15 protein-coding genes and 1 pseudogene are annotated in these 26,895 nt (G+C 60.4%); 12 read left to right on the forward strand and 4 right to left on the reverse strand.

Annotated elements, in window-relative coordinates; translation table 11 throughout:
* The first annotated feature begins 1 nt into the window (after position 1).
* From buk to H8S62_RS05365, 9 genes are all read left to right on the forward strand, one after another.
* On the forward strand, positions 2-1,081 hold the full coding sequence (gene buk / locus H8S62_RS05325) for a butyrate kinase (protein WP_186918718.1): 1,080 nt from the start codon (positions 2-4) through the stop codon (positions 1,079-1,081).
* Complete coding sequence (locus H8S62_RS05330) at positions 1,081-2,301, forward strand: MFS transporter (protein WP_155148051.1); 1,221 nt, start codon at positions 1,081-1,083, stop codon at positions 2,299-2,301. Before buk ends, H8S62_RS05330 begins: the two co-directional genes overlap by 1 nt.
* 44 nt (positions 2,302-2,345) lie before the next feature.
* A complete protein-coding gene (locus tag H8S62_RS05335; protein ID WP_155148053.1) occupies positions 2,346-3,332 on the forward strand; it encodes an amidohydrolase family protein in 987 nt (328 codons plus the stop codon).
* A 100-nt stretch (positions 3,333-3,432) separates the two neighbouring features.
* Positions 3,433-4,383 (forward strand): amidohydrolase family protein, encoded by a 951-nt coding sequence (locus H8S62_RS05340; RefSeq protein WP_173023553.1) that lies wholly within the window; start codon positions 3,433-3,435, stop codon positions 4,381-4,383.
* 154 nt (positions 4,384-4,537) lie between these two features.
* The gene (locus H8S62_RS05345) at positions 4,538-5,761 is read left to right on the forward strand and encodes an MFS transporter (protein WP_155148058.1); all 1,224 of its coding nucleotides are present in this window, start codon (positions 4,538-4,540) and stop codon (positions 5,759-5,761) included.
* Between the two features lie 76 nt (positions 5,762-5,837).
* A complete protein-coding gene (locus H8S62_RS05350) occupies positions 5,838-6,980 on the forward strand; it encodes an iron-containing alcohol dehydrogenase (protein ID WP_155148060.1) in 1,143 nt (380 codons plus the stop codon).
* A 321-nt stretch (positions 6,981-7,301) separates the two neighbouring features.
* Positions 7,302-8,450, forward strand: a complete 1,149-nt coding sequence (locus tag H8S62_RS05355) for an iron-containing alcohol dehydrogenase (RefSeq protein WP_173023554.1) — start codon at positions 7,302-7,304, stop codon at positions 8,448-8,450.
* A gap of 169 nt (positions 8,451-8,619) precedes the next feature.
* On the forward strand, positions 8,620-9,810 hold the full coding sequence (locus H8S62_RS05360; RefSeq protein ID WP_186918719.1) for a GGDEF domain-containing protein: 1,191 nt from the start codon (positions 8,620-8,622) through the stop codon (positions 9,808-9,810).
* Between the two features lie 140 nt (positions 9,811-9,950).
* On the forward strand, positions 9,951-10,862 hold the full coding sequence (locus H8S62_RS05365; RefSeq protein WP_186918720.1) for a LysR family transcriptional regulator: 912 nt from the start codon (positions 9,951-9,953) through the stop codon (positions 10,860-10,862).
* A gap of 80 nt (positions 10,863-10,942) precedes the next feature.
* Here H8S62_RS05365 and H8S62_RS05370 read toward each other — a convergent pair whose 3' ends face one another.
* The 4 genes and pseudogenes from H8S62_RS05370 to H8S62_RS05380 form a co-directional block, all read right to left on the reverse strand.
* On the reverse strand, positions 10,943-17,560 hold the full coding sequence (locus H8S62_RS05370; protein WP_341481019.1) for an endo-alpha-N-acetylgalactosaminidase family protein: 6,618 nt from the start codon (positions 17,558-17,560) through the stop codon (positions 10,943-10,945).
* Positions 17,561-17,626: 66 nt separating this feature from the next.
* Positions 17,627-18,460 (reverse strand): annotated as a pseudogene (locus tag H8S62_RS18660) (hypothetical protein); the annotation flags it as partial.
* Positions 18,461-18,777: 317 nt separating this feature from the next.
* On the reverse strand, positions 18,778-20,859 hold the full coding sequence (locus H8S62_RS05375; protein ID WP_186918722.1) for an NAD(P)/FAD-dependent oxidoreductase: 2,082 nt from the start codon (positions 20,857-20,859) through the stop codon (positions 18,778-18,780).
* Between the two features lie 102 nt (positions 20,860-20,961).
* Positions 20,962-22,428 carry an SLC13 family permease gene (locus tag H8S62_RS05380; RefSeq protein WP_186918723.1) on the reverse strand — a complete coding sequence of 489 codons (1,467 nt, stop codon included), beginning with the start codon at positions 22,426-22,428 and terminating at the stop codon, positions 20,962-20,964.
* A 466-nt stretch (positions 22,429-22,894) separates the two neighbouring features.
* Here H8S62_RS05380 and pepD point away from each other — a divergent pair, with 466 nt between their 5' ends.
* From pepD to H8S62_RS05395, 3 genes are all read left to right on the forward strand, one after another.
* Positions 22,895-24,334, forward strand: coding sequence for a beta-Ala-His dipeptidase (gene pepD, locus H8S62_RS05385; RefSeq protein ID WP_186918724.1), 1,440 nt, complete (start codon positions 22,895-22,897; stop codon positions 24,332-24,334).
* A gap of 156 nt (positions 24,335-24,490) precedes the next feature.
* Complete coding sequence (locus H8S62_RS05390; RefSeq protein ID WP_173023555.1) at positions 24,491-25,645, forward strand: DUF819 family protein; 1,155 nt, start codon at positions 24,491-24,493, stop codon at positions 25,643-25,645.
* Positions 25,646-25,750: 105 nt separating this feature from the next.
* Positions 25,751-26,824 carry a M24 family metallopeptidase gene (locus H8S62_RS05395; RefSeq protein ID WP_186918725.1) on the forward strand — a complete coding sequence of 358 codons (1,074 nt, stop codon included), beginning with the start codon at positions 25,751-25,753 and terminating at the stop codon, positions 26,822-26,824.
* Positions 26,825-26,895 lie beyond the last annotated feature (71 nt).

The raw sequence follows: 26,895 nt of genomic DNA on the forward strand, positions 1-26,895 counted from the left end.
CATGCGTAAAGAGCGTATTCTCGCCATTAATCCCGGCTCCACCTCCACCAAGATCGCCGTCTATGACGACGAGACCCCCCTCTTTGTCAAAGTAATCGACCACAGCAAGGAGGAGCTGGCGCCCTTCAAAGAGATTTTTGACCAGTACGAATACCGCAAGGAGCTGGTTCTCAAGACGATGGAGGAAAACGGCGTCAGCCGCAGCACCCTCACCGCCGTGGTCTCCCGGGGCGGCCTGCTGCCCCCCGTGCCCGCCGGCGCATTTGAGGTGAACGACGATATCGTCTGGCAGCTCCACTACAACCCCCAGAACGAGCACGCCTCCAATCTGGGCGCGCCCATCGGCAAGGCCATCGCCGACGAGCTGGGCCTGAAGGCTTACATCTACGACCCCGTCACCGTGGACGAGATGGACGACATCGCCAAGGTGTCCGGCCTGCCCGAGATGCGCCGGAAGAGCCTGGGCCACCCCCTGAACATGCGGGCCGCCGCCCACAAGTATGCCGCTGAATGCGGCGTACCCTATGAGAAGATGAACCTTATCATCGCCCATCTGGGCGGCGGCATCACCATCTCCTACCACCAGCAGGGCCGGATGATCGACATGGTGTCCGATGAGGAGGGGCCCTTCTCCCCCGAGCGCACCGGCGGGCTGCCCCTGTTCCAGGTGCTGGAGATGGCCACTGACGGCCGGGACTTCAAGACCCTCTACAAATATGTGAAAACCAAGGGCGGCCTGATGGGGCATCTGGGTACCAACGACGCCCGCGCCGTGGAAAAAATGATTGCCGAGGGCGACCGGCACGCCGCCCTCATCTACGAGGCCATGGCCCACAACATCTCCAAGTTCATCGGCGGCCTGGCCACCGTGGCCAGGGGCAAGGTGGATGCCATCATCATCACCGGCGGCATCGCCCACTCCAAAATGTTCACCGCCTGGATCGAGGAGCGGGTCTCCTTCATCGCGCCCGTGAAAATCATCCCCGGCGAGAACGAGATGGAGTCCCTGGTCAACGGCACGCTCCGCGTCCTGCGGGGTCAGGAAACGGTCAATCCCTTTACAAGGGTGGAGCGCCCGTAATGGAGCAGACGAATTCAAGACAGAACGGCGTGCGCTTTCTCTACGCCGCAGTGGGCCTTGTGGTGCTCCTCTTCGCCGGGTTTGTGTACGGCTGGAGCATCTTCGCAGCCCCCATCGGCGCGGACTTCCCTGCGTGGAGCAAGGCGCAGCTCTCCCTCACCTTCACCATCTGTATGGCGTTCTTCTGCCTGGGCGGCTTCGCCGCGGGCAATCTGTCCAAGAAAATCCCGGTCCGGGTGAACGTCATCTTCTCCGCCGCACTCTTCCTGGTGGGCTTCTTCCTGGTGTCCAGGGCCGACTCCCTGCCCATGCTCTACGTGAGCTACGGCGTCCTCTGCGGCACCGCCTCCGGCTTTGCGTACAACTCGGTCATGAGCACCATGACCAAGTGGTTCCCCAACAGCCAGGGCACCATCTCCGGTGTGCTGCTCATGGGCTTCGGCTCCAGCAGCATGGTCCTGGGCAGCCTGTTCGATGCCATGACCCCCGCCGAGACGGGGGCCTGGCGGCAGACCTTCCTCATCATGGGCATCATCATGGCGGCGGTCATCTTCATCGGTGCTTTCTTCTTCAAGATGCCGCCCCCCAGCGCCGCCCCGGCTGCCAAGGCAAAGCAGGCCGACGGGTCCGGCCGCGACCTGACGCCCACCCAGATGCTCCGCACCTCCAGCTTCTGGCTTTTCTTCCTCTGGGCCATTCTCATCAGCGGAATCGGCCTGGCGGTCATCTCCCAGGCGAAGCCCTTCGCCTCCGCCATCGGCGTGGCGGTGGACGCCGGCGTCATCACCTTCGTGGTGGGCTTCATCTCCATCTGCAACGGGCTGGGCCGCGTCGTCTTCGGCGGGCTCTTCGACAAGCTGGGCTGGAAGCGCACCATGACCATTGTCAACGCGGTGAGTCTGGTGGGCGTGATTATCCTCATCGCCGCCCTCTTCACCAAGGCGTTCCCCCTGGTGGTGGTGGGCTTCATCGTCACCGGCCTGGGATACGGCGGCGCGCCCACCATGGGCTCCGCGGTCATCAGCGATTTCTTCGGTCAGAAAAACTATCCCGTCAATTTCTCCATCAACAACATGAACCTGCTGGTGGCGTCCTTTGCCGGCACCATCGCCGGCGCACTCTATGACGCCAGTCAGAGCTATGTCAGTACCCTGGTGGTTCTCGCCGTTTGCAGCGTGGTGGCTTTCGTCGTCATGAACTGCATCCGGCGGCCCAAATAAACAACCCTTGGCACAGTTCATCCATCTTTAAGGAGGAATCAGTCATGGAAGTGTTCAAAACCCCCGAAATGCCATTCAAGCCCAAACGGATCATCGATTACCACACCCACCTCGGCGACATTTTCCACGAGAATCAAAACATCTCTTTCAAGCGCCCCGGCTTTGTCGCCGATCCCCCCGGGTTCACCGGCTTCGACCCCTTTAAGGACCTTGAGGAGTCCGGCTATACCCGTCCCCTGATCGTGGACGATGTGGAGGCCCAGAACAAGCTCATCGACGCCGGCCAGGTCCGCATCTGGCAGCGCGCCAATATCTTTACCACCCAGGCCATCATGGACGCCGCCGGCATCGACTACATGGGCTCCCTGCCCATCCTGCCCAACACCTCTTTCGAGGAGGCTCTGGCCGCTTCCAAGCTGGACCCCCGCTTTATCCCCTTCACCTGCCCCGACTTCGACCTCCCCGAGGACGAGATGATGGCCAAGCTGAAGCAGGACATCAAGAACGGCGCAAAGGGCCTGAAAATCCATCCCATCATCCAGAACGTGTCCATCACCGACAAGCGCTGCGAGAAGCCCATCGAGCTGTTCGGCGACCTGGGCATGTCCATCACCTACCACTGCGGCGTAAACGACTACTACAAGGCCGATTCCCCGCACCATGCCAAGACCAATCTGGAGTACGGCGCCCTGCACTATACCCTCGACCTGCTGGATAAGTATCCCGACTACGTCTGGGTGCCCGCCCACGGCGGCGGCTCCTGCGGCGGCGAGCTGGAGGCTCTGGCCGAGCTGGTGGCCAAGAAGGGCTGCAAGAACGTCTACATCGAGTCCAGCCACCGCGGCGTGGACGGCATGCACCAGATGCTGGAGCTCTTCGGCGAGGACCGCATCATGTTCGCCACCGACTGGCCCTTCGACACCTGCACCTGGAGCGTCAAGTACGCCGCCGAGGCCTTCAAGGACGATCCCGTGGTCGCCGACAAGTTCTTCTACCGCAACGCCGCCCGCATTCTGGGCATGACCCTGTAAGCTTTTTCACCCACGCGCAGCGAAGCCAATCCCCTGCCACCCTCTTCCCGCGACGCCCTTCCATGACGGACAGGAAACGATGAAACGAGGAGAAGATGACATGTCCAAACACAGGATTATTGACTTCCACACGCACTTGGGCGACATTTTCCACGAAAACCAGAACATTGTCTTTAAAAAACCCGGCAGTGTGAAGCACCCCGACTGCTTCGATCCGTTCAAGGACCTGGAGGAGTCCGGCTTTACCCGTCCCCTGATTGTACCCGATCAGGCGGCCCAGAACATCCTCATCGACGCCGGCCAGCACCGCACCTGGGACCGGGGCAGTTTATTCGCCCATCAGGAGATAATGGACGCATGCGGCGGGAACTACTTTATGGTCTCCCTGCCCATCCTGCCCAACACCTCCTTCGATGAGGCGCTGGCCGCCTCCAAGCTGGAGCCGCGCATCATCCCCTTCACCTGCTGCGATTACGGCCTGCCCATCGATGAGATGCTCTCCAAGCTGGAGCGGGACATCGCGCTTGGCGCCAAGGGCCTGAAGCTCCATCCCATCATTCAGAACGTGCCGCTGGACGACGAGCGTACCATTGAGGCGTGCAGGCTGTTCGGCGAGCGCCGTCTCCCCATCACGACCCACTGCGGTGTAAACGACTACTACAAGCCCGACTCCCCCCACCTGAAGAAGACCAACCTGAATTACGGCCACATCGACCACATCCTGCGCTGGCTGGAGCGGTTCCCGGACTATATCCTGGTTCCCGCCCACGGCGGCGGCTGCTGCGGCGGCGAGATGGAGATTATGGCCGAGGCGGTCAGGGCCCACGGCTGGAAAAACGTATACACCGACACCAGCCACCGGGGTGTGGAGTACATTCTCAAGGCCGTGGAGTTCTTCGGCGAGGACCGGGTCCTCTACGCCACCGATTGGCCCTTCGATACCTGCACCTGCAACGTGAAGTGCCACATCGAGGCCTTGGGGGACAATCCGGACCTGCTGGATAGGGTCTTCTACCGCAACTCCGCACAGCTGCTCGGTATGCCTGTATAGCTGTTTGTTCCAAGTTCCCCGCCTGCTGCGGGGGCCCTCCGCAGCAGGCGCTCTCACCTGAATCCTGAGAGGGGAATCCAAACCATGTAGGTTCTCCCGGCCGCCGGCGTCATGCGGCCGCCGGGCGCTCCGAAATGTTTTTAGGAGGTAACATATGAACCAGAAAAGTATGCCCAACAAGTGGCTCATGTTCTTTATCCTGCTGATCTCCGCCATCACCGTCTCCCTGTCCCAGCTGAAGATCTCCCCCGTCATGGGCGATGTGGCCGCCATGCTGAGCGTGGACGCGAACCAGGCCTCGCTGCTGATGAGCCTGTTCACCGTGGCCGGTATCTTCCTGTCCATCCCCGGCGCCGCCGTGCTCGCCAAGACCGGCTCCAAGAATATGCTCCTGATCCTCATGGGCACCCTGGTGCTGGGCAACGTCCTGGGCGCCGTCACCAACAGCTTCGCCGTGGTCATGATCTCCCGCATCATTGAGGGTCTCTCCTACGCGCTGATCATCACCGTCGGCATCGACATGATCAACACCTGGTTCACCGGCGCCACCGTGGGTACGGCCACCGGCATTTTCAACACCTTTGCCGCGGCGGCCAACTTCATCGGCATGAACGCCAGCGTGGCTCTCTACAAGGGCACCGGCAACCTGAAGACCCTCTGGTGGGCCATCGCCATCCTGGCCGCCGTCTGCTTCGTGCTGGTCCTTCTGGTCGTCCAGACGCCCAAGGCCGAGGCCGCCGGCGGCGTGCCCGAGAAGGGCGCCACCGTGGGCGAGGCCGTCAAGAACCCCGCTCTGCTGGTCACCTGCCTTTCAATGTTCTGCCTGGCGTTCGTGCTCTTCGGCTTCATCACCTGCAATGCCTCCCTCTTCCAGGCCTACGGCATTGATCAGCAGTCCTCCGCTTTCTACGCCAGCCTGAACGGCCTTATCGGCATCCCCACCTGCATCATCTCCGGCATCGTGATCGGCAAGTCCGGCAAGCCTTTCATCGTCGCCATTCTCGGCGCCGCCATCTGCGCCGTCATCTGCTTCTTCATGCCTCACCTGGGCGACTCCTCCGTGGCCTACATCATCTACGCCCTGGCCACCGGCATTGTCCCCGGCGGCATGATCATGACCTCCATGTTCATCTTCACCCCCCAGCTGGCCAAGCGCCCCGCCCTCATCGGCCTGAGCATGGGCCTGCTGAACACCCTGTACTACATCGGCGTGTTCGCCTCCACCCCCGTCATCACCGCCCTGGCCGGCGACAACTCCAGCCCCGCCAACTGGACCGCTCCCTCCCTGCTGATGGTCGCTCTGTGCGTTATCGTCCTCATCTGCTCCGTCGTGGGCATGGGCATGGCCAAGAAGCAGAAGGCCGAGGCCGCTGCTTAATCGTACCATCGTTTTTCGGAAAAGAGGGGCGAGCGCCCCTCTTTTCCCCTACCCTGAGTGAAAGGAACTGGATACTATGCTGGAACAAAAGGTAAACCTCATCTTTGGCCCCGGCAAGCTCAGCGAGCTGGGCGGCATCGTCCGCGAGAAGGGCTACAGGAAGGCCATGGTCGTGTGCGACAGCGGCATCGTGGCCGCCGGCATCACCGACAAGGTGTGTAAGGTCCTCGCCGACGCAGGCGTGGAGTACATCGTGTACGACAAGGTCAATCCCGAACCCTCCCACAATGTGCCCGACCAGGGCATCGTCGTCTTCCAGGAGAACGGCTGCGACGTAGCAGTCGGCGTGGGCGGCGGCAGCAGCATGGACTGCGCCAAGTCCATCAACCTCCTGCGCTACAACGAGGGCCCCATCCTCCGCTTCGCCGGTCCCAACGTGCCCATGAACCTCTCCCCCGGCGTGATCCTGATCCCCACCACCTCCGGCACGGGCAGCGAGGTCTCCGACGGGCTGGTCATGAGCAGCGACGACCACATGAAGCACGGCTGTCTGGCGGTCAACGCCATGGCGGAATACGCCATCGTGGACCCGGAGCTCATGGTCACCATGCCCCCCGAACTCACCGCCGCCACCGGTCTGGACGCTTTCTCCCACGCCTGCGAGGGCTACACCACCAATATTGCCTCCGTCGCCACCGACCATATTGAGGAGGCCGTAATGCGCACGGTGGTGGAGTGGCTGCCAGTGGCGGTGAGGGACGGCTCCAACGTGGAGGCGCGCGCCCACATGGCCATCGCCTCCACCCTGGGCGGCTGGATGCTGGTTCAGGCCCACACCAACGCGGGGCACTCTGTGGCCCACCTCATCGGCTCCTACTACGGCATCCCCCACGGCGAGGCCTGCGCCTACGCCACCCCCTGGCTGCTGGAGTTCAACGCCCCCGCCCTGCCTGAGAAGGTCCGCTGGGTGGGCGAGCTGGTAGGCGGCAAGTTCACCGGCAGAGAGACTCCCGAGGAGATCGGCGCCATCACCCGCGACGCCTTCATCCGCTTCCGGGACGAGGTGCTCCAGCTGCCCCCCGCCAGCCGCTACAATCCTGACAAGAGCATCTTCCCCACTGTGGCCCAGGGCATTGTGGACGAGATGTTCCAGATGTTCCAGCCCCGTCCCATGAGCGTCCAGGACGCCATGGACATTTTGGAGAAGCTCTTCGCCTGATGGTATCCGCCGCCCCCGGCTTCCGCCATGGAAGCCGGGGGCGGCGTCAGCTTGCCAGAGAAATTCCTCTGGGCTTCTCTGAGAGACGGACGGATTGCCATTTCATTTCGCCGTCTGCGGACGGCGGAGCTCTGCGAGTCTTGCGCTGCGAAGGGGGGTTTTGACAGCCTGCCGCCCATTTCAGCTCATGTCTGACTGCCGGCTTCTTTTTCCTCTCCCCAGTTCCTTTTTATACAATCAAGAAGCCTGCGGCCGGTGTAAGATAATAGTTGTTGAAAAACACTTGTTAAATAAATAACAATGCTGAAAGGAAGACCCATTATGGACTTTAGACTTGTGCAAAATGTCAAAATCGTCTTTGGGGCAGGCTCTCTCGCCCAGTTGGGCGAGCTGGTCGTCTCCGTGGGCGGTAAGCGTCCCCTGGTCATCACCGACAAGGGTATCGTGGCCGCCGGCATTGCCGACAAGACCAACGCCGCCCTGAAGAACTGCGGCGTGGAGGGCGTGCTCTTCGACGGCGTGGAGCCCGACCCCTCCCGCCGGGTGGTGGAGGCCGCCTGGGACCTCTACACCAAGGAGGGCTGCGATCTGGTCATCGGTCTGGGCGGCGGTTCCGCCATGGACACCGGCAAGGCCGTCAACATCCTGCGCTTTAACGAGGGTCCCATCCTCCGCTTCGCCCACGGCGACGAGATGAAGCCCGCCCCCGGCCTTATCGTGGTCCCCACAACCTCCGGCACCGGCAGCGAGCTGTCCGACGGTCTGGTTATCTCCGGCGATGACGGCGAGAAGCACCCCATCCTGGCCACGCTGGCTTCCTCCGAGTACGCAGTGGTGGATCCCGAGCTCATGACCGGTATGCCCCCCCACATCACCGCCTCCACCGGCTTCGACACGCTGGCTCACGGCATCGAGGCCTATACCTCCACCGCCGCCGACCTGCTCAGCGACCAGATTACCAAGCGCGTGATGGAGATGGTCACCCGCTGGCTGCCCGTGGCCGTGACCGACGGCAGCAATATTGAGGCCCGCAGCAACATGGCCGCCGCCTGCCTGATGGGCGGCTGGATGCTCCGGTACGGCCATACCCACGCCGGCCACTCCGTGGCTCACATTCTGGGCGCCCACTTCCATATTCCCCACGGCTTCGCCTGCGCCTATGCCCTGCCCTGGGTGCTGGAGTTCAACGCCCCCGCCATTCCCGACAAGACGAGAAGAGTCGCCAAGCAGTTCGGCGCCCTCATCACCGGCAATGAGAGCCCTGAGGAGCTGGGCGCCAAGGCCCGCCGCGCCCTGATCTCCTTCCGCGACGTGGATCTGCACCTGAAGAGCGCCAAGGACTGGACCATCGACCGCAGCCAGTTCCCCCAGATGGCCAAGGAGATCTCCGAGGAGCTCTTCCAGGTCTTCAATCCCCGAAAAATGACCGAGGCCGACGCACTGGAGATTCTGGAGAAGATTTTCTCCTGATATTGAAGGACAAATGGGATGCCCGCTGTTTGGCGGGCATCCCATTTTCTGCTTTTTCAATGTATGATTCACTTTTATGCCTTTTCTTTTCACAGAAAATATGGTATGTTTAAGACAATCTTCGACCGCTCCGGGCGTCGGTATTTTTGCTGGAAAGTGAGGGGACGCTATGGCGGCACGCCCTACCCGCAGACCCATCCGCCGGGTGGATGTACAGGTGTCCATCCTCACCGCCGTCATCGTCGTGGCCTCCTGCCTGTGCGTATTTGCCTTTCACTACGCCTTGACTTACAACAATATGATCGGCGCCCTGACCGGCCGGGTCTACTCTATCTACGATTACCTGGAGGACTCTCTGGACAAGCGCAGCTTCTTCCATCTGCGCTCAGCGGAGGACATGGAGTCCGGGTATTATCAGAGCAGCCGCCAGACCTTCGCCAATGTCAAGCAGGCAACCGGCGTGCGCTATCTCTATACCGCCACCCGGAACGAGGACGGAGACTTCATCTATCTGGTGGACGGGCTTCCGCTGGACGCGGAGGACTTCCGACGTCCCGGCGATCTCATCGAGCCGGATATTATCCCCGAGCTGGAGCGCGCCATGGCGGGCGAGGAGATCCTGCCCGACGCCATCAAGGACACCGAATGGGGTAAAATCTTTATCGCCTATCTCCCCATTCACTCCTCCCGCAGCGGGAATGTGGTGGGCGTGGTCGGTGTGGAGTTCGAGGCCGAGGCCCAGTACAATACCTACCGCACGCTGCGCATCATCACCCCCTGCATCATCCTGCTGGCCTGTCTTGTGTCGGTGATCTTCGCGGTCTTCTTCTTCCGGCGCATCTCCAATCCCACCTTCCGGGATCTCTCCAACACGGACCAGCTCACCCAGCTGAAAAACCGCAACGCCTTCCAGGTGGATTTGAAAAACCTCACGGCCCGGCGCAAGCTGCTGAATCTGGGCCTGCTGCTGCTGGACCTGAATAATTTGAAGGAGGTCAACGACACTCTGGGCCACGACCACGGCGATCTCTATCTCCAGACCGCGGCCTCCGCCCTCTCCCAAACCGCCCAGCACGGGGAAACTCCCTACCGCACCGGCGGCGACGAATTTGTCCTCCTCGTCCCGGACGCCACGCCTCAGCGGATGGAGGCTGTCAGTGCGCGTCTTCAAGCCCTCTTTGCGGCCCTCAAGCCCGACTGGACGGTGGACACCTCCCTCTCGACGGGATGGGCCGTGTGCAACCCCGAAGGCGGCCTGGACTTTCAGTGCGCCTATCAGCAGGCCGACGAGCGGATGTATGAGCAGAAACGGGCCTACCACCGGGCAGCGGGCCACGACAGGCGGCAGTCCGGTGACTGAGACCGGAGCGGGAGGACGGCGGCGCCGTCTTCCCGCTTTTTTCTTCTTATTTCGCCGCCGCCTCTTTTTAAGGCCCCGTGATTATGATACAATTATAACAATCAGCGCTTTCCCCGGTATGCCAAGAGGAGGAGATAGCCGTGCGCCTGGAACAGCTGGAGTTTCTCATCGCCGTCGCCGACAGCAGGTCCATCACCCGCGCCGCCGCCAATCTGTTTATTACCCAGCCCACCCTCAGCGGCTCCATGAACAATCTGGAGAAGGAGCTGGGCTTTGCTATCTTCCGCCGGTCCCAAAAGGGGGTCTCACTGACGCCCGCCGGGGAGGAGGTCTACCGGGAGGCCAAGGAAATTCTATCCACCGTACGCGGCTGGGAGCGCTTTTCCTGCAGTCAGGAGCCGCTGGCCGGGACCCTTACCATTGCATACACCGCCGCCACCAGCGGCTTTCTCAACCGCATCATTGAGGGCACCACCCATCTCTACCCCGATCTGCACCTCTTTTTTTACGAGTTTATGGCGCGGTCTATTTTTCAGGAGCTGGAGGAGGGAAAGTGCCAGCTGGGGATCAGCGGAATCATCCCCGCCCGGGAGGAGACCTACCGCCGGGACGCGGCAAAATTCGGCTGGACGCTGGATTTCCTGTGTGAGGACGCCTTCCATATCATGGTCAGCACGCAAAACCCGCTCTCCCGGAAGGATATGCTGGACAAGGCCGATCTGGAGGACCTGCCCCTGGCCATGCTGCCCAAGCCCTATGAGACGGTGTCCCAGGCCTATTTCAAGCCCTTTTTTCCCAGGGAATACCCCTGCTACCTCAGCGACCGGAACAGCATCATGCAGCTGGTGGCGGAGAACAAGGCCGCCGCAGTATTCCCCGCCCTGTCCATGCAAAACAGCTATTTTCTCAAGGAGAGCCTGGTGCGGCCCATGCTCCTGCGGGACTTCACCCTTCCCATCCGCTTCTACCTCCTCTCCCCCGCCAGGGCCGGCCTCTCCCGAACGGAGGAGGCCATTGTGGACATGATCCGCGAAATGGACTTCCTGGCCTGAGTTCTCCATAGAACGCGGGACGCCCGGTGCATCTGCACCGGGCGTCCCGCGTTTTATCTCTGGTTTGACAGGTATTTCGCTTACAGGAGGGCCACAAAGCGCATCAGCATCGTGGCGACCTCCGCACGGCTTGCGGTGCCGCCGGGGTCGAGGACGCCGCCGATCTTGCCGGTCAGGATACCGTTTTTCACCGACCAGCTCATGGCCTCTTCAGCCCAGGCGCTGATGCCGGCGCTGTCGGAGAATTCCACGGCAGCCATGCCGTCGGCCCCAGTGTCCATGCCCAGCTTCTCCGCATAGCGGTAGAGCATCACGGCCAGGGACTCGCGGGTAATCTTGCCGTCGGGATCAAAGCCGGCGCCGGTGCCGGTGACAATGCCGTTGGCGCTGGCCCAGGCCACCGCGTCGGTATACCAGGTGCCGGCGGGTACGTCGGCGAAGGTGGCTTCACCGGCCTCAGGCTCGTTCTCCAGGCGGTAGAGCACGGTGACGAGCATGGAGCGGGTCATGGGATCGGCGGGCGCAAAGCGGTCCGCGCCGACGCCCTGGAACAGCTCACGGCTGGTGGCAAAGGCCACGGCGTTGAAGGCCCAATGGTTGGCATCCGTGTCAATGAAAATTTTTGAGTTGTCCTTGAGTTTGATAACCGAAGAACTGTTCAGGAAGAATGCCACGCCGTCGTCAGTGGTAATAGACTTCTTTACAATTTCCTCAGTACCATCCGCCTTGACAATGACAGGCACAATGCCGGGCTTCACGTTTTTCACAGGGATCACCACATCGGCGCCCTCATCGGTCTTGATTGTAATGGTATCCCCGGCGGAGACGGGTTTACCAGGCAGGGTTACGGAACCCTCAGGCTTTTTCGGAAGGGTAACCACTGTGGTACTTGTGCCGTCTTTCTTGGTTTCTATAACCACCTTGGTACCATCGGTGCCGATGGTGGTCTCAGTCGTTGTACCGGTAGTCTTGTTGGTCACCGTAGTGGTGGTAGATCCATCAGGATTCTTGGTAGTCTCGGTCGTGGTATTGCTGGACCCGCCGCCAGTAGACCCGCCGCCAACTCTCACCAACGCATTCGCTGCGGCCATCAGAGCGTCCCTGGCTGCGTCAATATCGCTCTGCATGGCAGCAGCATCCTTCAACACGGCGGCAGCGGTCTGCAGCGCACTGCGGAACGGGCCCCAGGATTCAGAGGTATAGTCGGTAATTAAATAGTCGTTATAGGTATTATACGCCGTTCGCAGTGCACTCTTATCCGTGGGTGCGGGAGGCGTGAGCTTCAGGTTATTCAGCGCGTTGTTCAGGTCAACATACGCCTTGGTAATCTCACTCTGTGTAGCACTGTCTTTGTCCAGAATCGTCTTGGCCTCGGTAAGGGAAGTCTGGAAAGCCGCCCAGCTCTCAGTGGTATAGCCCTCATCGGTTTTATCCTTCAAACTGTTGTATAGAGTCTCCAAGCTGAGTTTCAGCTGTGTGTCATCCGCAGTCAGCACGATGTCCTGTGCAACCAATGCGCCGTTGCTGACCGCGACATTCTCCAGCTTGCCCTGTGTGAACCCCAGAGAGCCCGCGGTAATGGTGTAGGTGTCGGCGGGAACATTTGTGGTGTAGACGCCGTCCGTGCCGGTGATAACCCGGGACACTGCCTTACCGGCGCTGTCCTTCACCACGATTTGCGCGCCTACGACAGGCTGCCCGCTCGAGAGCACCTTGCCGCTGAGCGTCTGAAGAGTACCTTCCAGCAGTGCTTCACCGCTGCCGGGAGTGACGCGGAAATCGCTGATGATAAAGCTGCCGGCAGAATTGCCGGTGATGCCGACATACCCGGGCGTAGTCGAAAAGCCCGTAAAGACGTATAGTTGTTGCTGCCCATCCACATAGTAGTTGACGGCGTCCCCCGAAGAATCTCCACTAAAGTAAATCCAAGAGCACTCCAATCGTCTCGTTTCCCCGGTAGTCATGGACTGCCCCTTTGACGCAGAGTAAGAATTGCTCAGTGCTCCATTTTTGTAGCTGGTATAACCCCAAGTGCCAGTTGTGCCAGTCTGCTGCATGGTAACAAAGCTTTCGCCGTCCTCCGAGCCACGAACCATCAGGCTCAGGTCCCCGCTCTTGCCCAGCGGGGTAATATCTGCGGAAATAGTGCAATTACTCAGTTTAAAGTCCTTAATTGCCAGTGCGTTGCGCACGGGGTCGTCACTGGTAAAGGTTACAAGCAGCGCACTCTTGCCGTTATACACTGTGGGGGTTACCTTTACAGTGCTGTCGTTGCTGGTGGGGACGAGCATCGAAGTGTCCCAATCCTCAAAGGAGAGCTCATAGGCGGCGGGAGAGTGCTTCACCAGAGCAATGTTCTTCTCATTCTCTCCTTCAACAAGGTCAGATATCTTCACAAACTGAAGCGTACTGCCCGGCGTGGAAATTCTGAGTTGGGTAGCCTTGGAGCTTACACCCTCCAAGGTGTACGTTCCATCCGATCCAGTAGTTACAGTAGCCCCCAAATATTGCTTGTTGTCATCCATGGCCGCAACACTTACATTTGCCGCAGGCAGACTGTCCACGGTTATCGTCCCGGTCACAATAATGTTCTTTCTGGTCAGAGCCTTAATGGCCTCGTCCAGAGTTTGAATCGCTCCGTCCACCTGGGCCTGAGTGGCCTTCTGGTTGTTCATAACGGTTTTCGCGGCTGCGAGGGCGCTGGTAAAAGCACCCCAATCGCCGTTATAGTCCGCCTGGAGCATGGCGTCGGCCTGGGCAATGATTTTAGCCAGCTCACCCTTCTGGGCGCCACTGACCTCAATGACCAGATTGTCAAGGACGAAATCATAGTGGCCTGCGAAAATATCGGCGTTTGTGCCGGCGCCGGGAGTGATCGGCAGCGCATTGGTGCGGCGCAGGCCAATCCAGGTCTGGCCGGTGGGGTCGCCGACCAGGGTAAATTTACAGGTAGCCGTTGTGCCCCGCGCCTGCTTGAGCGACGAGACAACCGTGTAGTTGCTGCCGCTGTACTCACCGACTCCGCTGATTACCTCGTAGTCTCCCGCAGTGCCCATCTGGTAGTCAAATGCCACGGTATAGGTGACGCCCGGCTCGAAACGGAAGTTTTGGGGAATGGTCTGGAACGTCAGATTATTTTTCCCGTTTCTGTCGCCCAGCTTGAGGGACCAGTTTCCGTCCAGCACGTCGTCGGTCTCGCGAATGTTCCAGCCCGCCGAGGTATAGGGGTCGTGCCGCTCGGACAGATGCTGGTAATTATCTTCGATGCCGCCGCTGCCGGGGCCCACCACGAAGGGGAACTCGCCCTGGGCCACATGCTCGAAGTCCTGGGTAAACTTGACGATGTTTCCCTCATCGTCATAGGTATAGTTGTCCGCCTCGGTCTCCAGGGTCCGTACGTCGTCAAAATAGGTGTTGCCCTCCCCGGCCTCACGGCTCAGGGTCAGGGTAACCCTGCCGCTTTCAGGCGCGGTAAAGAAAACAAACATATTCTGGAACTTGCTGCTGCCCGCCTCAATGGGGTGGGTCGTGTTGATGCTGTAGCCGCTGATGTAGTTAATGGCAATCGATTTCTCCGTGTAGTTGGAGGCCAGGATCCGGCCGCTCTCATCCGTTACGGTCATGGCGGCCTTGGCGTCGCTGCGGTTATCCACCGACACATAGGTCACGTATTTCTTTCCCGGCTCCAGGCTGTTGTACTCCTGGCTCACGGATACCGCGCCGGTCATCTTCAGGACGGACTGGGCGTCCTGGTTCAAATAGCGCACGGCGGTGCCCGCGCCTGTCACCGTCCAGTTATCCTCAATAGCGGCAGAGTTAAAGCCCACGTCCCGCAGGTACAGGCCGGTGCTCCACTCCACGGCGGGGGCCTGGGCAGCCGCATCGCCCTTGACGATTACATAAGGCGTCTTTGCCTCGGCCTTGAGGGTAACGGAGCCGTTTTTCACGGGGACGATGGTCTCATTCACGCGGCCATTGTCGGTAAGCTCATACATCTTGACATTTGTGAGGCTCTCCCAGCCGTCGGGCAGTTCCCAGGTGCTGCTGCCGCCCACATCGTTGCGGTGGTAGAGCTTCTGATCGGCGGCGGCAAGCTCGTTGCCGTCCTTGTCCCAGAACCAGGGAATGAGATACTGCTGGTTGGCCAGCGTACGCAGATTCTCGGTCTCGGTGTCTCCGCCCCACTGGCCGGATTCGTTGGTAGCCGGTACCGGCGTACCTCTGAGTATTTCCTTGCCGTCCAGTGTGATGGTGCGGGCACGGTACTCCTGCTTATCATCATCTGTGTCGTAGGCAAAGGCCTTTGTGGTCGCGGTGTCGGGGTCGGTGCCGCGGGTCACCACCACGGTGCTCTCCCGGTCCGCGCTCTGGAGGGTAATCTTTGCCTCGGGCGTCCAATTGACGGTACCGGCGCCCTTCCCATCGGTGTCACTCTTGGCAGCCCAAGGTATCGCCACCGGCGCTGCGGCATCCACCCACTCCATAATGTCATAGTGCTGCAGGAATTTGGCGGGAATCTGGTGCTCAAAGATGGACTCGATATGCTCGTCATACTCGCCGTCCTTCTGCCAGCCCTCAAAGCCCTGCATGGCCGCGCCGCCCAGCAGGGGCGCGTTGGCGTTGCCGCCGTAGCGGGGGTAGTCGGCTACAAAGGTGTCCTTATAGCTGTTGAGGAGGAAGCGCTCCACCTCACTGTTATATTTGCCCTTATTATCATATTCGCCGTAGGTATAGTCGGCGACCCAGTGCTGGAAGGTGGATTCCCATTCCATGCCGTAGGCCCATTCGGTGGTCACCCGCCAGCCGTTGTCCACCAGCTCCTGAGAGAGCTTACGGGTCTGCCATGCGTCCTCGCTGTTGCCGGAGGTAAGGTTGCCCCACACGTCCACGTAGATGAAGTCGAGCAGGCCGTTCATCTCATCGGCAAGGGCCTTAAAGCGGTTTGCCCGGTTACCGGAGGCCAGATCGTACAGGCCGTTGATGCCCACGCCCTGATCCAGCCAGTTCCAGCCATACCGCAGGCCGCCGGAGTTTGTGCGGCGGACCGTCTTGTCGCTGAAGGATTTGGACTCGGGATAGAACTCGCTTGCATTCACATGGATGCCGAAGCGGGCGCCCAGTTCGGCCCCTTCCTCCATCATGGTCAGCATATCTGGCACGCCGCCCATACGGGTGCCCACGTCGGCATAGTCGCCGTGGCCGGAGTCGTGGCCCTCGTTGCCATAGCCCTTGAGAAGGATGCTCTGGCCCAGACCGTCGGTGTTGAGATAGACCCGCTTCACATTGTCCAGGGAGGTGAGGAAGGGGTTCTGAGCCTGGGAGCCGAAGTTCAGGGCGATGCGGGTGGTCACCAGCTCGGGAATTTCTTCGCTCTTAAAGGGCTTATGGACAATCGTGTCCCTGGCCACAATGGCGGCGTCCTGCCAGCTGATTTCACCGTTGCCATTCTCGTCCCCGGTGACCACCACCTTGGCGTACAGGGGCAGCTCGGTAGGCCCGACCACCTTCTGGGAGTCGGGAATCACGGCGTTGTTGATGGGGTTGGGGTCGCTGCTGGACACCTTGCGGTCATAATACCACTCGCTGCTGGAGAGCCCCAGAGAGGTATATGCGCCGCGGTCCTCCGTGTTGGCCAGCACGCGGTTATTGTTGCTGCCCGCGCCGCCGGTACCCCACTCGGAGTTGCTGGCGATGCCGGCGCTCAGCTCATCATTGGAGACAAAGCCGTAGATAAACCGCTGATTGTTGGCGCTTGCAAACTGGTCGGCGGCGTAGCGGAAGTCGCCGCTGGTGATGGTGTTGGCCGCCAGCCGGTTGCCGATGAAATTGGCGCCCTCTTGATTGGACCGCACCGAGATCAGGCTGTGGTTGGGGATGCTGATGCGCTCCACCGGGTACTCAATCTCGTCCAGATTGTTGTCAATGCGGTTGATGTTGAAGGAGAGGACCTTGCCCTCCGCCGCCAGCTCGGCGTGGATGACGCAGTCAATATTTGTGCCCTGGGCGGTCATGGTGTATGTAATTCTGTCGCCGGACTCCGCCACTGCGGACTCCACAGCGGGCGCCACATCCACGCCGTTGATGGTCACAGTGTCCAGAATGGTGGTCTGGCCGTAGAAGGTCTTGCCTTCCAGGCCGCCCTTCATGTCATACTGGATGGCCCGCGGGAAATCCAGGTCCACCAGCACGTCCATGTCGTCCGTGGAGAGAACGGCAGTACGTACCGGAATAGGTACCAGCCGAATGTCCTTTCCGGTGACGTTTTCATCCTCCACTGTGACACCCTCAAGGGTCGCGGGCTCATAGTTTTCCGCCGTAACCTTCAGGGTATAGCTGCCGGGCTCAACGCCCCTGATGGTATAGTTGCCGTCGGCGTCCGTCACTGCGGTCCTGCCGGTATCCCCCAGTGCAACCACCGCATACCGGATCGGCTTCGGCGTCTCGCCGTTATCAGTCACCCTGCCGGAGATTACCGGCAGCACGGTCAGGGATACATTCTTGCCGGTAATGTCTCCGTCATCAATTGTAAAGCTATCAATCCTACCGGACTTATAGCCCTCCTTAATCACTGTGCCGGTATGCTCACCTGGAAGCAGACCGGACACGGTATAAGCGCCGTTCTCGTCGGTGGTGGCGCTTTTGCCGCCAATGGTGACTGTAGCGCCAATAACGACTTCCTCGCTACCGGCTTTAGTCACGGTTCCAGAGACATCGTATGCTGAAACCATTTCCTGGTTTGAATAGAGCATATTGGAGATTTTTATTTCTGTGGCTGCATTACTATAAGTTGCCGCCTTGACTGCAATAACATCTGGGGCCGTCTCGTGGTCGGCTGCACTAAAATTGTATGGCATACCAGTAAAGAGATCGACACCATCTACTGTCGCCTTAGTTAAGCTGGTGCCTGTCCATTCCACACGTAGCGTCACTGTCGCTCCTGCCTCTGGTGCGGCTACACGATTTCCCTGATACCAGCTAACCCCGGAGTCGTTTTTGTATTCCTCCCAGAACCATCCGTTTGTGTCATACCCAACCATAAACGCTTTCCCTGGCGTTGCATAGTTAATAAAAAGTCCAAAGCGGCTATTAGCTTTACTAGAAATCGGGGTAATATCCATTTGGATAAAACGAGATTCCTGTACGTCTACCTCTTTCAGTTGATCCGAAGCTGTTTTATTGATAAACGCTGCCGGCCAATCTTTTTCAGTTTTACCGTTACCGTTCCCAGACCCAGCCTTTATATGGAGCACTCCGTTATCCATCTCGCAAATAGAACCTGTACCCATGATTGTCTGTCCGTCCTGTTCCCACTTGTCTTGTGCAGGCACGGTGGTAGAAAACGGTGTAATCTCCTCTTCCAGGAGGTCATTGGATTCCGAAGGTGCACCTTCGGAATCCTCCGGCAGTACTGCCGGAGCGTCGGGTTCCTTTTCCTCACCCTCTGCCTGCTCCGGTGATTCCTTGGGCGTCTCGGGCATGTTCTGGCTCTCCTGGGGCGGCTGTTCCGCGGCGGGTAATTCCGCCGCACCGGCCGGGACCATGGAGAAGAGCATGCACAGGCACAGGATCAACGCGAGTAATCTTCGTTCCTTTTTCATCGTCCGTTCCTCCTTCTAAGAATTTGGTCTTCCTGTCCATGTCTGATTCTTTGTGCAATCAGACACTTCTAAGAGAATATATACCATTAATTTCAGTAGTTTTCACCACACTTCTTGCTTGATTATTGTAATATATTGCTATTTACTTAAATAATCGCAAAATTGTAATAAGAATTCGAGCAAAAAACCGTTTTTTCGCGCTAATGACACAATTCCGCCCGCTCTTTTCCAATTCTTTGTTTAAAAAAGGCCGCATCCCGCGGGGAGGACCGTTGGTCCTCCCCGCGGGATGCGGCCTTACGCCGGCGCTGAATGTTTTAAAATACTTCGCGGGTAGAGAGATTGAGGGCCGCGTCATAGCCGGACCGGTTGGCCTTGTAGAGGTTGCCGGGGCGGACACAGTCGCCCACGGGAATCACGTCGTAGGCCGCGCCATAGAAGGAATCACGTATCTGGGCCCTGGAGCGCATACCCGCGGCCAGGATGACGGTATCGGCCCTCAGGGTCTTCTCCCCGTCCGGCCCCGCCACCTTCACGCCCTCCGGGGTGATCTCCAGGCAGCGGGTATTCATGTGCTGGCGGACCCGGGCCTTGATGCCGTCGGTCTCATGGAGGTGCATGGCGGTCGACGGGTCGTAGTCGTGCTCCAGATAGTGCAGTGTGAGCAGGCGCTCGGTAAAGGTGCTGTCGGCAGCCAGCATATCGGTCATTTCAATAAGCTCCACCTCGCGGCCCTCACGGGCCAGCTGGAGGGCGGTCTCACAGCCCACCATGCCGCCGCCCACGATGGCTACGGTCTGCCCCACCTCGCCGATGTGGGCGCGGTAGTCCAGGGCGGTCATCACATTCTTCCCATTCACGCCGGGGATGGGGGGCACGGCGGACTCGGCCCCCACCGCCACGATGATGGCGTCGGGGTTATCCAGCCGCACCCGCTCGGGCGTGGCCTCAGTGTTCAGGTGGATGGTCACTCCGGACTTGCCCGCCTGGCGCACCAGGTACTCCCGGTACCGGACCATATCGTGCTTAAAGTCCACGTCGTCCGCATGGACAAGCTGGCCGCCCAGGCGGCCGCTCCGCTCGTAGAGCACCACCTCGTGGCCCATTTTGGACGCGGTTACAGCGGCCTGGATGCCGGCGGGGCCGCCGCCCACCACGACAATCTTCTTGTGGATGCCGGTGGTCTGGAGGTGGGGTTCCATCCAGGAGCGGCCGTGGTTGGGATTCACGGAGCACTCGATGTGCCGGGTGGCGGTTTTAAAGTCCTGCAGAATCACCTTGGTGCCGGTGTTCACGCGGCCGCCGCCGATGTCGGCGCAGCGCATGCAGCGGATACAGGGACGGATGTCCTCCGCCTTGCCTGCCCGGGCCTTCTCTCCCCAGTTGGGGTCGGCCACAAAGGAGCGGGCCATGGCGATAAGGTCGGCCTTTCCCTCGGCCAGAATACGCTCGGCCAGCTCCGGGTCGTTGATGCCGCCCACAGTAGCCACAGGGATTTTAATCCCGGCCTTCTTCATGGCCTCGGCGGCGTAGACGTTGCAGCCCTGGGGCATGAAGTGGACGGGGTGCATGACGCCCCGGGAGACCGAGTTGCGCCGCGAACCCACGGAGCACTGGATGATATCAATCTTGTCCTCAATCATCTTTACGAACTCCACCGACTCATCCACCTCCATGCCCCCTTCAATGAGCTCAGAGGTGGAGATGCGGTACTCGATGAGGAAGTCCCTTCCCACGGCCTGGCGGACACGGTCCAGCACCATGATGGGGAAGCGCGCCCGGTTTTCCAGGCTTCCGCCGTATTTGTCCTTCCGCTGGTTCTCCAGGGGGGAGACAAACTGGCTCAGAAGCCAGGAGTGGCCGCCGTGGATATTCACCATATCCGCGCCGCCCCGCTTGGCCATGACGGCGGTCTGGGCGAAGCAGCCGGCCACATAGTCCATGTCCTCCTCGGTCATCTCCTCGCAGATGTTGCCGTTGGGCATGGTCTTGGCCGAGGGGCCCATGGGGCTGCGCCCGCCGTTGTACTGGGGCAGGGCCCACTGGCCGGAGTGGCTCAGCTCGATGCAGACCTTCGCGCCGTAGATATGGAGAAAGTCGGAGAACTGGTTGAGGCTTCTCAGCGTGGTCTCGTCGCAGAGGTTGATCTGGTTGCTGTGCCCGCTGCCGTTGAGCAGGGAGATGCGGGCTTCGCCGGTGGTAATCATGGCCGCGCCGCCCTTGGCCTTGCAGCCGTAGTGAATGGCGGCGTCCAGGGTAAAGTACCCCTCGGGCGTGACCAGATTGTTCATGCTCTGGGGGGCGGAGATGATACGGTTTTTAAAGACCTGGCTTCCGATGGTGATGGGCGCGAAGAGGTGGGGATAGCGCTCCTGATAGGGCTGGAGATACTGGCTCATGGCATGGCCTCCTTAGATGGTTTTGCCTCATATGTGAGAGGAGGCGGACCGGGCCGGCTGAGAGAGTGGACCGGCCCGGTCCGCGAAGGAAAGGTATCAGCCTCAGAAAAGTACGTTGGCCAGCGGCAGGCCGATGCAGAACATCACGACGAAGGTGGCCGCCACGGCGAAAAGTCCCAGGGTGAAGGGATACTTGCCCGGCACCCACTCCTTGTTGCCGTAGATCAGGGCGGCGGGGGTGGAGCCAGCGGGGGTGATGAGGGCGGTGGAGCAGACGGTGATGAGCACCACCATGATAGCCTTTACATTCACGCCCGCGCCGCTGGCGATGCAGAGGTTATAGGCGATGGGCGTGAAGATGGCCACGGTGGCCATGTTGTTGCAGAAGTTGGTGACCACGGTGGCCGCCAGAATCAGCAGGAAAGCGAAGATCAGGAAGCTCTTGCCCTGGAGGACGGGGCCCATCACCTGGCTAATCCAGGCGGTAATGCCGGTGTCCGCGTTGGAGATGGCGGAGGAGATGGTCAGGGCGCCCACCAGCAGGAAGATCAGATCCCAGTTGATGGGGCGGAACATGTCGCCCAGCGTGCCGCCCTCTTTGAAGTTGATAAAGACCAGGCCCAGCACGAAGAGGGCGGTGATGCCGGTGGTATTGATTTTATTGAGCAGGATGGTCAGCGCGAAGTCCGCGGGCAGGATGCTGGGCAGCAGCACCGCCACAATGTAGCAGATGAAGTAGATGAGGATGAAGCGCTGATAGGGGTTCAGCTTCTCCTCGCCCACAATGGAGGCGTCCGAGTTCTTGATTTTGGATACGTCGGGCTTGAAGACGAACTTCATGGCCAGCAGATAGATGCCGATGATGATCCAGTCGGTAATCAGCATCCAGATAAAATAGCGGAAGAAGTTGATGTCGCCGCCGCCGGAGAGGTCGGCGTAGTTGCCGATGACCACGGCGGGCAGAGACTTGAAGGGGAAGAGCTGATAGGCCAGGCTGCCGGAGAAGGCGATGCCCACCAGCATGAGCATGGGCCACTTCTCGCCCTTCTTGAACTGATAGACCTCGCAGATGCCGTAAAACATGGACCACACCACCATAATGGCGGCGGTGATGGAGATGACCGAGGAGAGGACGAACATGGAGAACAGGATCAGGAAGGAGAGCACCCAGGGACGGCCCCTCGCGATCTTGAATGAGACCAGCTTGTTGGCGATCCACTTCGCCACGCCGGAGGTGCCCAGCACGCCGGTGAGAATGAAGCTGAAGAGGATCAGCAGGATGGTGTTGTTGCCGAATCCGGACTTGAACGCGTCGGCCACCGACATCATGCCGGACAGTCCCAACAGGATGATGCCGAAGAGGCTGGGCCAGGCCATGCCGACGGTCAGCCAGCCGTAGATCATTCCGATAAAGATGCCCAGGATGTTCATGCCCAGGGCGGTGATGGGCTCCACAGGGGGGATAAAGCGGAAGAGCAGCATAATACCCACGCAGATGAGGCTATTGACGTAATAGGACGGCTTGTTCCGAGTGGCCAGGCTCCCCTTTGCAGCCAGCTCTGTTGACATACGGGATTCCACCTTTCTCTTTACAAGCGTTCATGGAATATACAGGAACGAAGGGCTTTTCCTCAGGCAAGCCGGTTTTTCAGGCAATTCCGGGCGGATTGCAAAAAACCGGCCGCATCCCGGCGAAAAAAGCAGGCCTTCGGGCGCTTTGATACCTTCCAGGAACGCTCTTGTCAGGGAGATTCCAAAACTCCTCTTATCCGGCAAATGCGGCCGCAGTCGCCGGAATGGACTCCGATCTCAGCAGAGTGCACTCGTGTCTGTGTGTTAATTGAATCACAATTTTGATGTTTCGCATAACTGTTTTTTTCTATGTGGTATATTAAAAGAAGGCATTGTTCTCCTCATTCCCTTGAGAACACTGATTTACCGGCCGTTTTGATATTCTTCTTGGCATACCGCTTGCAAAATTAAACCAGGATATTCTTATTTTTTCGTCAAAATCCGCTGAAAAAGGAGTCTCAACATGAGTCAGCTGCATTTCGACCATCCGGTCCTTCAATACTTCCAGGCCCTCTCCCAGGTCCCCCGCGGTTCCGGAAACGAGCGCGGCGTCTCCGACTGGCTGATGGAGTTCGCCGCAGCTCACGGCCTGGACGCCGACCGGGACGACGCCCTCAACGTGGTGCTCCGCAAGGACGCCACTCCCGGCTTTGAGAACGCCCCCGCCGTCATGCTCCAGGGCCATATGGACATGGTCTGCGAAAAGAACGCCGGTGTGGAACACGACTTCACCCGGGATCCCATCCGTCTGATCGAGGACGGCGAGTACCTCCGGGCCGACGGCACCACTCTGGGGGCCGACAACGGCATCGGCATGGCGATGATGCTGGCCGTCCTCACCGACGAAGCCCTGGAGCACCCCGCCCTGGAGTGCCTGATCACCACCTCGGAGGAGGTGGGAATGCTGGGCGCCAAGGCCCTGGACAAGGACCGTTTCGCGTTTCGGAGCAGGACCCTCATCAACCTGGACACCGGCATAATGGAGGGCTGCTTCGTGGTGGGCTGTGCCGGCGGCGGCCGCGTGGCGGTACGGCTGCCGGTAGACTGGGAGCAGATTCCCCCGGCGCCCCTCTGGAGCATCACTGTGGGCGGCCTCAGGGGCGGACACTCGGGCGCGGAGATCCACCTGGGCCGGGCCAACGCCAATCAGGTGCTCGGCCGCATCCTCCGGGATCTGGAGGGTGTTGCGCGGCCCTGCTCCGTCTCCGGCGGTACCAAGGAGAATGTCATCCCCCGGGAAGCACGGGCGCTGGTGGCCTGTGCGGACGGCGCGGCGCTGGCGGAGCGCTGCGCGGCCTGGCAGGAGATACTGCGCAGGGAGTTCCGGGTGAGCGACCCGGGCGTTGCCGTCAGCGCCGTACCCGCCGGGACCGGTCGGCGCGTCTATGACGGCGTGACAGCCCGGCGCCTGCTGAGCCTTCTCACCCTCCTCCCCTGCGGCGTGCAGTCCATGGACCAGGAGCTGGGCAGCGTGGCCACCTCGGCCAACCTGGGGGCCGTTTCCTCCGGCGAGGCGGAAATTCTCTTCACCAGCAGCGTGCGCAGCAGCCTCCCCTCCCACCTGGAGCATCTGCTTCTCCCCCGGTACGAGGCTCTGGCCGGGCTGTGCGGCGCGGCCTGGGAGCAGCACGATTTCTACCCCGGCTGGACCTTCCGGTCCGCGTCCCGCGTCCGGGATTTGGCGCTGGAGTGCTACCGTGAACACGGCGTTAAGGAGCCCACCTATATGACGCTCCACGGCGGGCTGGAGTGCGGACTTCTCATGGAGGCTCTGGGCGAGATGGACGCGATCTCCTTCGCCCCCGAGATCAACAGTCCCCACAGCCCCAACGAGAATGTCCGCATCCCCTCGGTTGAGGTCAACTACAGGGTCCTCACCGCCCTGCTGAAACGACTTCGTTAATTTTGTAACCATTGCAGCACTAGGGCAAGGCGAATTTTGTCGGGTTATGAGATCAATATTGGCAGCGTTTTTGCTTCTATAAATAGCTGCAACCGCATTTCCGGAACAGTGAGAGGGACCGGACATGCGGAATCGGAATTGAGAGGTGTTACCCCTATGATTACCACCGGTATCGGCTTCCTGGCATTCATCGTCGCGTTCACCGCACTGGTCCTGTATCTGGCAAAGCGCTTTCCCCTCAAGCTCTACAAGTTCTTCCCGCCCATCCTGATTATCTACGTGGGCACCATGCTGTTCTTCACCTTCGGCATGTGGACCATCACGGACGAGGTCAAGGCGGTCAAGACCGCGCTGGTGGACAATATGGTCCCCGCCATGGTCTTCCTCATGTGTCTCTCCTGCAACGTCAAGAAAATTCTCAAGCTGGGACCCAAACTGCTCCTCACCTTCTGCGCCGCCACCATCACCATCTGCATCGGCTTCGTGGCGTCCTTCGCCATCTTCGGCGGCGCCCTGGGGCATCCCGCGGACGCTTTCGGCGCGGTGTGCGCCTCCTGGGTGGGCGGCATTCAGAACTTCCTCGCCGTCAAGAATTCTCTCGCCGTTGACGACGGCATTATGTCCAACATCATTTTGATGATCAACATCAACTACTCCTTCTGGATTATGATTCTGGTTGCCATCGGCAATTTCGCCGGACGCTTCAACAAGTGGGCCAAGGCGGATGTCTCCGGCATCGAGTCCATCGCCAAGACCCTGGACGGCCCCGCCGCCGAGAAGAAGCCCTTTGATCATCTGAACATCCTGGTGGTCCTGGGCGTGAGCCTGGTCGCCGTGTACGTCTGCCGCCTGCTGGCCGGCGCCATGCCCGACATCGGCTTCATCAACGCCAGCGTCTGGGAGTACATCTTTATCTCCATCGCCGGCCTGGCCCTGGGGCTGACCAAGATGAGCGATCTGCCCGGCTCCGAGGAGGTCTCCAACGTGATGCTCATGCTGGTCATGACCCTGCTGGCCACGGAGATCAACATCCTGCAGATTGCCGACGCGTGGCTCTTTATCATCGCCGGCGCCGTGGTCCTCATTGTCCACACCCTGCTGATGCTCCCCCTGGCCAAGCTCTTCCACCTGGATCTCCACTCCTGCGGCGTGGCCTCCATCGCCAACATCGGCGGTCCCTCCTCCGCCCCCATTGTAGCCGCCACCTACGGCAAGTCCTACGTGTCCATCTCGGTCCTCATGGGCACCCTCGGCTGCGTTATCGGCACCTTCGTGGGCCTTGGCGTGGCGCAGATTCTTCACGTCTTTTAAACTGCCTCCGGCGGGACGGCCCAATGGGGCGTCCCGCCGGATTTTTAAGGCTCTCCCGTGCGCATGTAGTGCATCTTCCATTTTATATTTAAGGAGGCCCTACCCATGAACCAACGTCTCACCGTCCTTATGTCCTCCCTCCCCGCCCATCTGGACGCCGCCATCATCACCTCCCGTGTCAACCGCCGGTACTATCTGGGCCTGAGCTCCTCAGCCGGGACGCTGGTGGTCACCCGTTCGGCGGTCTTTTTCTTCATCGACGGCCGTTACCGCGAGGCCGCCGGCGCGCTGGACGGCGACATCACCCTGCTCCCCTCAGAGGACATTACCACCGAATTGCCCGCCCTCATGGCCCGTCTGGGCGTCCGCACCGCCGGCGTGGAGAGCGGCTATCTCACTCTGGCGGCCCTTGAGAGCCTCCGCGCCCGCCTGCCCGGCTGTGTGATTGCCGCCGACAGCGCCCTGAATGAGCTGATTCTCGCCCAGCGCCGCCGCAAGTCCCCCGGGGAAGTCGCGCTCCTCCGCGCCGCCCAGCACGCCTCGGAGCGGGCGTATTTGAATCTGCTGAACTTCATCCGCCCCGGCAGGACGGAGAAGGAGATGGCGCTGGAGCTCTACCGTCTGTGCCGCATGGAGGACGGCGTGGAAGCCGCGCACACCGACCTGCTGCTCTCCGGCCCCAACGGCTCCAAGCCCCACGGCATGGCCGGCGACCGGGCTGTCCGGCCCGGCGAGTTCGTCACCATGGACTTCGGCGCGGTGATTGACGGCTACAGTGCCGACATGACCCGTACCGTTGCTGTGGGCGAGCCCACCGACGAGATGCGCGGGCTCTATGAACTGGTCCGCCGGGCCAAGGATACCGCCACCCTCGCCGTGGCCCCCGGCATCGCCTGCGCCGAGGTGGACGCCGTCGCCCGCCGCGTCATCGCCGAGGGCGGATACGCGGATGAGTTCTGCCACGGCCTCGGCCACAGTATCGGACTGGAGGGCCACGAGGACCCCCGCTTCCGCGCCGACAGCAATGCCTGCGTGGAGGAGGGGCTGGTCATGTCCGTGGAGCCCGGGGTCTACCTCCCCGGCAGGCTGGGACTGCGGATTGAGGATCTGATTTATGTGGGGCCCGACGGCGTGGAGAGTCTGAACGAGACCGCCACGGACTTGGTGGTGCTGACATAGCGTCCGCTCCTCCCCACAGATCTTAAAAAACTCCGGAAACGCTGCAACGCAGCGTTTCCGGAGTTTTTTGT

Origin of the sequence: Lawsonibacter faecis (assembly GCF_014287675.1) — a bacterium.
GTDB lineage: Bacteria > Bacillota > Clostridia > Oscillospirales > Oscillospiraceae > Pseudoflavonifractor > Pseudoflavonifractor faecis.